This window comes from Ferdinandcohnia sp. SAFN-114 (genome assembly GCF_059415045.1).
In genome coordinates, this window is the sequence record NZ_JBPFDQ010000127.1 from 1 (window position 1) to 11,159 (window position 11,159).

Consider the following 11,159-nt stretch of genomic DNA (forward strand, 5'->3'; position numbering starts at 1 on the left):
GTTTATAAAATGTGTGATATTTTATTTGGTTACTTAATTTTAAATGATTTTAAACATTTTCTTGACTTTTAATAAAATTGTTTAGCGAAATAACTACGGCAATGACTGCTACGATTAATGTTCCGAATCCGATCATGAGAGATAGCGCCTCGTAAACAGAAACCATTATTGCCACCCCCCTTCATAACTGGGAGTGACCACATTGCCCACCCTGCTTCAACTGTATAACTCCATTATACCCCAAATTGTGTTCGTTTTCCCTAAGATGTACCAAAAAACTTAAGGCATATTTATTTTTTTATCGTTCGTAATAAATACAATGTAATTAAACGCTTTTTCTAAATCCTCTAGTGGTACTACATCATTATCTAACAGCTGATTTTTATCCCCTTCCTATAATACATAAAATGTACCCTTTGCTATTACTTCGTTTTCTTTTATAATTTTCAATTCATATTCCCCTAATTCTGAAGGAGTAATAAAGGTATCATATAATCCTTCCCAATCTGGAGGTACTTCCGATTCCCAACTATCATATATTTCTGCAGAATCATCGTTCACTTTTTCAATAACAACTTTATATGAACCACCTTTTGAATCTGGAAAATAAAATGAATAATAAATCTCTTCTTCTGTCTCAAAATATTGATACGGATCTGCTATTTCTCCATTTTTAATATCATAACCAAAGGCTACCTGTTCAGTGGCAAATGGAGATGTAGTAGAAGAAAACAGCAAAGATGATATAACAACATATAAAAAGAACAGTCCAAACGATGCAAAAATCCCCCATATATTTCTTCCGCCTGATTTTTTTATATCTTCTGCATGAAAGCTGCCTTTTTTAAGCTTATTTATTTTTCTTAAAGCATGGGAGTAGTATAAGTAATTTCCTTTGAATCCTAAGATTAAATAGGTAGTCAATCCGATTAAAATATCAATACTTGTATGATAAGCGTTTAAAATAAATAATAACCCATCAATAATTAACCAAATTAGTAATATCACAAAAATAGCCTTATACATTTTTCGATATCCTAACCATTGGAATCCTACGAGGAAAGAGGCCCAGTTCCAACTTGTTTTTCGGACTTCTCCATGATCTCCATGTAAAATTCCCCATTTCTCAAAATAAAAATCAGAATTATCACCAACAAATAGGCTAAGAGAATCTTCATCAGAATTTGTTTTTTTCACCATTATTTCTTTACTGTTATCTTCGGTTTGAGGTGTTCCGCATTTCCGACAAAAATTTGCCCCCTCACTTTGTTTTTCTCCACATACCTGACAATACAAAATCATCCCCTCCTATTTATTTTTCCATAATAAAATAGACCACCTTAATTTTAAGATGATCTATTGTGTAGTACATATTAAGAAGCAACAGATGATGATGAAATAATGCCATTTTGGGCTAATGCATTTCGAGTCTCTTCATTAGCTGGTTGGTACCCTTTTTCGATTAGGTCTTTAATATAAATTTTGTTATAAACGAATGAGAAAATAATTCCTGGAATCCAAGCTCCAAAACCTAAAGTAAAAGTACCTGCAACAGCAGCCAAAATAAACATTATAATTGCCCACTTTAAGTCTCCACGAATTAAAGCTGGTATGAAGCCAAAAAAGAACGTTGTCCAACTAAATCCCAATTTTGGAGTCTTCGTTAGTCCACCTTGATTTTTTAATGTTATTTTCATCTAGAAACACCCCCTTTTATTTACTACTAAGATATCATAAATTTTGAATAAAAAGGGTAATTATCCCTAATTTTCTTCTTTTTTCTACATTTTTTAATTCTTTTTCCCTATTTCAAAAGTATTATTTATCATTATTTGTATTATTCCTTAATCTTTTTACTTCCTGTTCAAGTTCTTTAACTCTGGTCCTCGATTCAAGGAGTTGTTGTTCATACTGTTCTCTTAACTCCTGTCTCAAAGATTCACGTTTACGATCATATTCTTCTAACTTTTCCTCTAGGGTTTCCCTAAACTCATTCTGCAAGGTTGACCGTATTTCTAATTCCTTATTTTTTATTGAAATCTCTTGTTGTTGTTGATAGTCCTTTTTAAGTTCACTTAGCTCCCTTTTATGCTTTTCTTTTTCTATATCAAGCTGATTCCCTAAAGATTCAACAGTTATTTTTAGTTCCTCATTTAAAGAAATAGCCTTTTTCATACTTTCGATTTCTTTTTCAAGACGGTCAATTTTATCATTCTTCTCAGCTAGTTTTTCATCCTTTTCAGTAATCGTATCTTTTAATTCACCAATCCGTTCCCCGGAATCCTTTTGTTGTTTTTCTAGTGCCTCTTCCGCTCGCCATTTATCAACTCTAGCCGAAGATGCCTCATCGCGTAATTTTTTCTTTTCTTCATCTAACTGATTAATTTCTATTTTTAACTTTTCATTTTTGTCCTGGAGCTCACTAATGAAAGAATCTGTTCTAGATTTTAACTTTTCATAGTTAGTCTGTTGAAGCTCAATCTTAGTATTAGCATGAGTCACCATTGAAGAAAATCTATCTCCTAATTGATGGAGCAAGTCATTTACAACATTGATTTGACTGCCAAATTCATGATCAGACTCTAATGTAATCCTAGAATGTAATGCTAATAGTTCTCTCTGTATTTCATCCAAAGACTTTCCAGTACTCTTTGCTATATTCCTTGTTTCTTCATAAACACTATCAGACCAGCGAATACTTCTGTTTTTCGACTCATCCTTCTCTGTATTACTTAATAAATTGTCATCCTTTAAATTTTTATCATCTTGCATTACATTCCACTCCTTATTTACTAAATTGTATTACATTATTAATTCAACATATCATATTTATTTCCTTTTTCAATTTTAATAAACCCCATAAATATAAGGATAGTTTAATATGTATTACTATTATTATACATGTATTACATCCGTAATATAATTAAGATTTAATTTATAAGAATAAAAACCATTTCCACGGGTTCAACCACAAATATAATCACAACATACCTTTATTCATAAAAAAAACGCTGCATTAGCAACGTTTTGATTTTTGCTTACCGTCTTTACCGATTGTTATTCAGCTTCAAAGTATCTATTTCGGATAATAAAAGGTTTATACCTTCATCACTTAGTATTATTTTTCCATTTGCCAAAACGTGATTTGAACTTGATACCTCACCAGTCACCATACATTCAAATGAAGAAGTGTACTTTTGCAAGATAATTTGGTCACCATCCACAAAAATTTCTAACGGATCTTTTTGGTCAATTTCAAGCATTTTTCTTAATTCTCTTGGAATAACAATTCTTCCTAATTGATCGGTTTTCCGAACTATACCTGTTGCCTTCATATACATTCCCCTTAATAGATTAATTGTATTGAATATTTTTATGGTATTGCGATACTATCAACATCGTCTACACGTTTAATAGAACCACAGAATAAGTGTATATCTATTAAATTCGAAGATATTTAATCCATTTTTCTTTCATAAATAACCTCCTGCATAACCAATAACCAACAAAATAATCGTACCGACTATACCTAAAACAATTAATTCATCAGCTTCATTCATAAATTAATCCACACCTTTTATTTAACTTTTTGTATCTTTTATGTACCTTCATCAACTAGCCTGTCTTACTCCGGTTAACGATTCAAACCAATCTGAAAAAGTAATAAAAATCCTACATTCCCCTCTTACTCTGATTCTTCTTGGTCCATGCCCTTCCTTAACATTACAAATACATATTCTTCTATCGTCATTTTAGCAGCATCCGCATTGCTCTTAATTTGTTCTTTTAACTTGGTAGGAACATGGATCACAATTGGCTCTAGATCAGAATCTACTAGTACCTTATCCTCCCGTTGATAAATTTTCCCTTCAACTAAGTATTTTTCCATTAGGGCAATTTCCGTTTCATGAGTAGCTTGCGAAATTCCTAATGTTATAGGTTTTACTTCTAAATGAATAAGGCCTTGGTCTACCTCAAGTTTTATATTCCTATAACCTAGTTTTTGATAAAAAAGTTCAATAACATTAAAAACAGTAGATCTGATACCAGCTGGGAGCGGAAATATAAACTTTGCGTACCCCTTCTTAGAAATATACTTACGTTCCTTGTATTTCTCTTTAACTTCAAATCCTTTTATCTTACTCTCTAAAAGTGTAATCTCATTTCCATTGTCATCAACAACTGTTCCTGTATCACCTTGTATATCCATTATTCGAACAAACTTTTCACCATTGCTTAAGGACTGGAATAAATAGTAACCATCACTAGTATGAAAAGCTTTTTTTAATTGATTTTTCTTAATCAAATTGGATTTTTGTAGTTTTTCAACTTCTTCTTTCGAAATAAAGTACAATTCCCTTCCTTTGTAATATCTCTTTGTAGCTGTCAAAACCCCTTTTGAAATGTAAGAAGCGATGGTTGTTGGATGCAATCCTAATTCTTTAGCAGCCTCTCCAGTGGTTAATCCTGGCTTATGAAATTTCTCTTGTAACTCCGCGATATCCTCTGGATGAAATAACAGTGTCTCATCTATCTGCCATTTATCTTCGTAAACCGGTTTTAAGTGCCCTTCTTTTACATATTTATATATGGTAGAAACAACTACACCTAATTCACTTGCTGCTTGTTTGGTCGTAAGATATCTATTATTTTCTAACATTGTTACTTCACCTTTCTTTTAGAACAGCATTGTATATATATTTCTTTAATGAAGATCTTCTTTATTACAAGCGGTTTATTCTATTATAAATATCATCAAGAGAATAAAAAATTTCATGTTCATCATCAGTTTCTAACACATATGCTTTTGCTTTATTTCTTTTAGTCGAAACTTCATACCTGCTTACCTTTACTCCTAATCGAGATAAAGTCAGCGATTCATTAAATTTAATGCTTGCTAGTTCTTTGTAAAGTTCATCGTCAAGCTTAATTTTATCAGATTCAAAAAATGAAATCTGTTCCATTTACTTCAACCCTTTATCTAAAACATTAAATAGAATTTTGTTAATCCTATTAAGCCTAACACAACAGAAAAAATCCGGAAAATGATTTTCTTAACTTGCTGAAAAATGTAAATACCTATTCCAATTACTACGATTACTCCGATAGTACTTAAAGATTTAAACCACTCTATAAAGGTTGATATTAATAAAATATCCATTATATTTGCCCCCGTTCTAACTTATCTCCTAACTAAGTACCTGTTTTAATCATCAGAAACGAATCTATAAATATAAATTAGGTGGCTGGATTCCCCTGCCACCTACATCCTTTTTTAAGCACTAATTTGTTTTTTTAACTCGGTTATTTTACCACCATATAATCCAATATCTATTCTGGTTCTACCGCCATGAACAGGGTTTTTACCGATTATCCTTCCATTACTCATTTCTATGAAGCTATATACTATAGCATCATCACCCTTTTTAATGTAGAACAAATCGCCTTCTTTCAACCGTTTGTAGGATTGATTTATTTTCTTTGGCCCTGCTTTTTCAACGATTTCAACAAACATTTGAATAGGAATGTCATATGTACCCTTCTCGTTCTTACCAATAAACTTTGTTCTCTTTAATCTAATAAATTCATAGATTTCTCCATTGGTGCATTTAACTTTATCCCCTTCATCTGCAAAGATAATATTTTTGTTTTCCATTATAAACATCCTTTCTTAATATCCTTTTATTTCCTTAGGAGTACTCCTAAGCGCCCGTTAGTTTAAAATAAGAATCCTAGATTAGTTGGTGCATAAATCTGGTCGCAACTATCACATTTATAATGCCCCTTCCATGAAGGTGAAGGTTCTACATATTCCCCATCTTCATTACATGGATAAAACCCATCTAAGTGTGACTGATTTCCACATTCGCACTTGAAATCATCTTTCAATGCAACCTTAATAATTTTTTTCTTGTCCATCACTACCCTACCTTCCAAAATTATGCAAATTAAACTACAAGATAAATATATCATAATATTCTGATAGTGTAAATATACTTTTATATATTTATATATAAAAAATTAATTTTAAAATATATGTTGATATTAAGATAGTAGACAAATAGCATATTTTTCTACTATCTTAATATTTTCGTAGGGAAATATTGTATAATGAATATATCAACGGGATATTACATATAAGCTACTCATTAATTAAATAAAATAAATGGAAGGAGTTTATAGATATGGAATATGAATACGAAATCATTAAAGATATTATTCCTATAAACAATATCAATAAAGAGATTACTAAGGGTAACATATTTAATATCCCCTCTCTTGTAACTAATTTCCTCAATAAAGATTTTCACCACGAAATGATAGACATTGTTGATATTGGAGAAGAAGATGATTATTCAAAGTTCAATGACTTGGAGATGATATATTTATTTATCCATGAAGAAAAGGATCAAGATGAAAAAAAGAACCGAACAGCTGATACGAAAAAAGAATACGCAAGAGAAATTCTCTCCTTTTATAAAAAGATGGTAGAAGATGGACCAATGTTTGATTTTGATTCAGCGGGTCATGATATTTATTCAGTATTAAAAAACCTTCGCCCTAGAAACCTTCGAAAATATCAAGACTGGATTAAGGTGGTCCATTTGGGTAAGGGCGGTAAACCTTATTCAGTAGCAACCATAGCTCGAAAAACAGTTGTACTTAATTCCTTCTTATCCTTTTTATATAAGAAGAAATATATACATAGACAACTTCATGAAGCATTAAAAAGGGCCAATGTGAGGGATTCCGATAGGCCAAACAGGGATGTAAGTTTAGTAGAAGCACAGCAAATAATAGAGCATTTCAGCGTACATCCTATTCTTCACTGCCTATTTTCAGTGTTAATAACCACTGGGGCTCGCGTTCGTGAACTATGTACTAGTAGAGTATGTGATTTATCTTATGACAAGGGATTATACTGGCTTAAAGTTATAGGGAAGGGTGGTAAAGAAAGAGAACTTCTAATATATCCGAATGTAATGGGTACGATTATTGAATTTCGAAAGCGTAGAGGATTGGAAACCGACTTAAATCCGATGGACGAATCCCCTCTATTTACTACAGCTAAAGGCAAGGCATACAATTTTAAATATCTTTCTAACTACTTAACAAAAGCATTGAAAAAAGCTGAAATTCCTTTTATTAAATATAGTAAACGTCGGATCAGTGCACATAATTTTCGCCATGCTTACAGTATAATTTCAAATGAATTAGGTGCGGATATATATCAAATTAGCAAATCTCTAGGGCATGCAGATATTCGAACCACACAGATTTATTTAGAGAAAGAACAATCCAGACACAATAACGCATCACACGCATGGAAAGATTCTAGTATTATGCAAAGTATTAATAAAAAGACGGAATAAAAAAGGAAGTGAACTATTTACTTGGTGATATTCTTTTTAAATTAATTCAATCATTCGTAAAGTATTCTTTCAAAAGTAAAGATCCTCTTGGGGAGTGGTCTGCACTGTTCTCATTAACTTTTAGTTTTATAACAATTATCATTGCCCTTATGTGGCTTTAGAATAAAGTTTGATTAAAAATAACCCACAAACCTCGTTCTTTATGTATATTACAAAAAAACCTGTTTTGAAAAAAGATTGATCTAAACAGGTTTTCTCTTTGTGAAATGGTATATAATTTTTATAAAAAAATTTAATCATTTTCTGTCCACACTGCACAATTGCGCCCGGTTGCAGAGGATTCAAGAGAATACAGTTCTATTATTTTTTCTAAGGGGTAATTTATTCGGATTACACATATCAAAGGGAAGCTGCCATTTTAGAGCATTCATCGCTTGTTTACTACTCGGACTATCCCAGCTAGGATAAACTCTTATTGCCATTTCGCCTTTGTTGAAGTAGACCTAAGAATGTTCTGTTTTAAGTGAATTTCTTTTGGAAAAATAAATTGCCCAAACTCATTGTCATTTTTAAAGGTAGTTATGACTAATAAATCAGGGGCTTCCTCATATGAGCAGGGTTGATTTTTATTATTTTCGTCTTTTTCCCAAAATGCAACAAACTGCCCTACTTTAGTAGGGGTTATATTCGCAACTCTGAATCGGGCTGTTTTAGAAGATAATTGAAATGTACCAGCATCACACTTGGAATTTAATGATTAAATAGAAAGGTCACAAAAAAAGAGTGTAAACATAGATTTTTCACTCTTTACTTAAATATCAATTATTAAGGATATAAGGTACATGTAATTGGTAATGATGGCTAATTATAAAGGTGAAGTATTTAGCAGAATTGACTGTATTCTTGCTTTTTTTCATTACATTGTTTAACATATCACAGTCCTCTCTTACATTGGTATGGTGAAATACTTCTTTAGACAGTTTATGTCAAATTAGTTTTAAGAAGGAACTTGATTACATTGATTCTTTTTTTCAAATCTGTAGTTTCTTAAACTTTTTTGTTGAAACGCGACTAGAGATGCCAATAAATATAAAACCCCTGCTATGAAATAAGTAGTTTGTATACCAAAAAGATCAGCCATAAAACCGACGAGTAACACTGTTATACCACTTAATGGAGTTAGGAAGGAATTACGAGCTGCCATGATACTTGCCCTCTTATTTTCTGGTATAGAAATTTGCAAAAGAGAAACTTGGCAAATACTTCTAGCTTGATATAATGGCCCCATTAAAATTGTTAATATTACTGCAATAAATGGAAGGGTATTTAACGAAAATAGAATTGTAAATAATCCCATGGATAGACCGCTTAATCCAATCATGATACCAATTCTGCTAGACAATATCTTTGAATTTAATGTGACAGTAATACTTCCAATTATAGCCCCTAGAAAGTAACCAGCATTCAGCAATCCCCACCACACTTCACCCTCTTTTAATACTAATGTTGCAAAGGATAATAATAATGCAGATGTCCATATTGCATTAGAAAAACTTTCGATAATATTCATGATGGTAATACCTCGGACTACGGGAATTGACCACACTTCTTTCCATGCTGACCTTTTCTTTTTAGTTTTCTTTAAGTTTAGATGTTGGTTTTCAATTTTAATTAACTTTACTAAAAGACCTGATAAGATATGAAGAATACAGACAATAAATATTAGAATTGGTATTTCTACATATACAACAAGAAATCCACTAATGCCCCATCCTGCCGTCATTAAAAGTTGTTGTATTGTTACCAAAGTGGCGTTAGCTTTAATATACAAATCTGAAGTAATTATAAGTGGTAATAATGCAAAGCGAGCTGGCTGATACCAAGCATTAATGAAGGACAAACAAACCAAAGATAAAAAAAGCCCCACTAAACCCCAAGGTTGTTCAACAAAAAGAAAAAGTCCAATTAAGACAGTTAGAATGGCTCTTGTCCATCCAGCAATGTATATAATAGATTTCATGGAAAAATGATCAATGTATTTTGCTGCAAATAGTCCACTAATAAACAAGGAAAGGGACATTAAAGCTAGAACTGAAGCTGAGCCTGCTGCAGAATTGGTCTTTTGATATACCTGGACCATCACCACAACTTGCAATAAAATATGGGAAATTGAATTAAATGATTGAGAGAACCATAATTTTAGGAAGTTTGGTTGTTTCCAAAGATGTGTTTCACCCTTATCATTAGTTACCATTAGTTTCACCACTTTCACAAGATTCACAAGAGTCTAGTCGTTTAAGGGTTTTACCATATTCATATTACCGACTCTATAACCTGCTTTTTTGTATAAGTTAATTGCTACTAAATTATCCCCAAAAACATTTAATCCTATTTTTTTGGCTCCGCGATTTTTGAAATAGGACTCGATTTTTTTTAGGGTTTTTGTCCCGTATCCCCTTCCTTGAAATTCTTCGAAAATAATTAATTCGTATATAAAAGTCTTGTTTTCATCATGATATAGCCATACTTCCCCGATAACTTGATTCCTCTCCTTCTCTACAACATTAAAAATATTATGGCCCTCTTCTAGCTTGCCATTTACGAAAACCTTATAATAACTTTTCTTCGATTCCTCATACGTAATAGAATATGGTTTTAAAAGACTTTCAGATTTATTTTTTGAATATTGGACAATACATTTTTCAATAAATTCCTTTATTGATTTCTGATCCTTTTCAATAAACGATAAGTTATCCATTCCTTTTTCCTCTCTTCTTTATTATTTTTATTTATGGGATTATGAATTAATCGAGCCTGTTTTCCAATAATTTGGCTTCTCAGGCTCAATTTTTTCTTTAATAAATGGCCTTATTAATAATTGGTCCCTCATTTTCCTTTCTTAACAAATGAAGAGGAATATTTACTACGCATCGTATACCCATTTCATTATGCCTGCAAAAAGGAATATCCTTACCCCTAAAAGAAGGATACATTAAACCAATATCGGAAAAGAACGAACCGCCCTTTAATACTGCAAATTCATGAGCATTATTCTTTGTTGCATTTTTTAACATTGGATGAAAATTTCTTCTTGTGACATAATCTGACCTCGTCCATTCCCAATTATTCCCAACCATTCCAATTACACCGTAAGGACTAGTATTTTCTGGAATGCTTTCCGCATCTACCGTTGTAATACTAGGATATGTATCGTCGAATTTTAATATTTCATTCCTCCAATCTTGTAAAGTTTGAATGTCATTTTGGGACCAACTTCGAGAAAAGTTTGCATATTTTTCATTAAACGTATCCCCCCACGGCCATACTCTTCCATCTTCTCCTCGTGCGGCCTTTTCCCATTGAAATTCTGTTGGCAATTCTTTTCCTTTCCACCTAGAAAATGCATATGCATCATACCAATCAATCCCGGTAACTGGATGGCTACTTTTGAACCTTTCATCCCAAAAGGTATTTCTAGTATGGTCCTTATTACGAGGTTCATAGGGGTGGCAAAAGATATGTCCCTCATTTTCAATTGAACTTACAAACTCGTCGTAATCCTGGTTAGTTACTGGAAATCTATCAATGAAAAAAGGAGGAAGCCAAACTTGTTTTTTGGGAATTGAGTCGTGCCAACCAAATCGGTTATCTGGGACACTGTTTGGATCTAATCCATATGTAAAGAAACCGCCTGGAACAAAAATAAGACCTGGACTAACCTAAAATAGTGAGACAATATAAAACACCTCCAAAATGGCAATACTTGAGATAAGTATTGTGACATTA

At 32.1% G+C, this 11,159-nt stretch carries 13 protein-coding genes and 1 pseudogene; 1 reads left to right on the forward strand and 13 read right to left on the reverse strand.

The window, feature by feature from the left end:
- Positions 1-49: 49 nt before the first annotated feature.
- From ACR65M_RS24980 to ACR65M_RS25020, 9 genes are all read right to left on the reverse strand, one after another.
- On the reverse strand, positions 50-166 hold the full coding sequence (locus ACR65M_RS24980) for a putative holin-like toxin (protein WP_440274717.1): 117 nt from the start codon (positions 164-166) through the stop codon (positions 50-52).
- Between the two features lie 227 nt (positions 167-393).
- A complete protein-coding gene (locus ACR65M_RS24985; RefSeq protein ID WP_440274718.1) occupies positions 394-1,296 on the reverse strand; it encodes a DUF2628 domain-containing protein in 903 nt (300 codons plus the stop codon).
- 77 nt (positions 1,297-1,373) lie between these two features.
- A complete protein-coding gene (locus ACR65M_RS24990; RefSeq protein WP_440274719.1) occupies positions 1,374-1,697 on the reverse strand; it encodes a DUF2628 domain-containing protein in 324 nt (107 codons plus the stop codon).
- 121 nt (positions 1,698-1,818) lie between these two features.
- Entirely contained in the window at positions 1,819-2,772 is a 954-nt protein-coding gene (locus tag ACR65M_RS24995) for a hypothetical protein (RefSeq protein ID WP_440274720.1), read from the reverse strand.
- 275 nt (positions 2,773-3,047) lie between these two features.
- Positions 3,048-3,335 carry an AbrB/MazE/SpoVT family DNA-binding domain-containing protein gene (locus tag ACR65M_RS25000; protein ID WP_440274721.1) on the reverse strand — a complete coding sequence of 96 codons (288 nt, stop codon included), beginning with the start codon at positions 3,333-3,335 and terminating at the stop codon, positions 3,048-3,050.
- 350 nt (positions 3,336-3,685) lie between these two features.
- The gene (locus tag ACR65M_RS25005; RefSeq protein ID WP_440274722.1) at positions 3,686-4,660 is read right to left on the reverse strand and encodes a helix-turn-helix domain-containing protein; all 975 of its coding nucleotides are present in this window, start codon (positions 4,658-4,660) and stop codon (positions 3,686-3,688) included.
- A 64-nt stretch (positions 4,661-4,724) separates the two neighbouring features.
- The gene (locus tag ACR65M_RS25010) at positions 4,725-4,964 is read right to left on the reverse strand and encodes a hypothetical protein (RefSeq protein WP_440274723.1); all 240 of its coding nucleotides are present in this window, start codon (positions 4,962-4,964) and stop codon (positions 4,725-4,727) included.
- A 311-nt stretch (positions 4,965-5,275) separates the two neighbouring features.
- Positions 5,276-5,656, reverse strand: coding sequence for a hypothetical protein (locus ACR65M_RS25015; RefSeq protein ID WP_440274724.1), 381 nt, complete (start codon positions 5,654-5,656; stop codon positions 5,276-5,278).
- A 62-nt stretch (positions 5,657-5,718) separates the two neighbouring features.
- On the reverse strand, positions 5,719-5,919 hold the full coding sequence (locus ACR65M_RS25020; protein ID WP_440274725.1) for a hypothetical protein: 201 nt from the start codon (positions 5,917-5,919) through the stop codon (positions 5,719-5,721).
- Positions 5,920-6,185: 266 nt separating this feature from the next.
- On the opposite strand from ACR65M_RS25020, the gene ACR65M_RS25025 reads away from it, so the two are divergent.
- Positions 6,186-7,373, forward strand: coding sequence for a tyrosine-type recombinase/integrase (locus ACR65M_RS25025; RefSeq protein WP_440274726.1), 1,188 nt, complete (start codon positions 6,186-6,188; stop codon positions 7,371-7,373).
- A gap of 341 nt (positions 7,374-7,714) precedes the next feature.
- Here ACR65M_RS25025 and ACR65M_RS25030 read toward each other — a convergent pair.
- From ACR65M_RS25030 to ACR65M_RS25045, 4 genes and pseudogenes are all read right to left on the reverse strand, one after another.
- Positions 7,715-8,124 (reverse strand): annotated as a pseudogene (locus tag ACR65M_RS25030) (MepB family protein); the annotation flags it as partial.
- A gap of 246 nt (positions 8,125-8,370) precedes the next feature.
- Positions 8,371-9,627 carry an MFS transporter gene (locus ACR65M_RS25035; protein WP_440274727.1) on the reverse strand — a complete coding sequence of 419 codons (1,257 nt, stop codon included), beginning with the start codon at positions 9,625-9,627 and terminating at the stop codon, positions 8,371-8,373.
- Between the two features lie 33 nt (positions 9,628-9,660).
- On the reverse strand, positions 9,661-10,131 hold the full coding sequence (locus tag ACR65M_RS25040; RefSeq protein WP_440274728.1) for a GNAT family N-acetyltransferase: 471 nt from the start codon (positions 10,129-10,131) through the stop codon (positions 9,661-9,663).
- Between the two features lie 97 nt (positions 10,132-10,228).
- Positions 10,229-11,077, reverse strand: a complete 849-nt coding sequence (locus ACR65M_RS25045) for an SUMF1/EgtB/PvdO family nonheme iron enzyme (RefSeq protein ID WP_440274729.1) — start codon at positions 11,075-11,077, stop codon at positions 10,229-10,231.
- Positions 11,078-11,159: the final 82 nt, after the last annotated feature.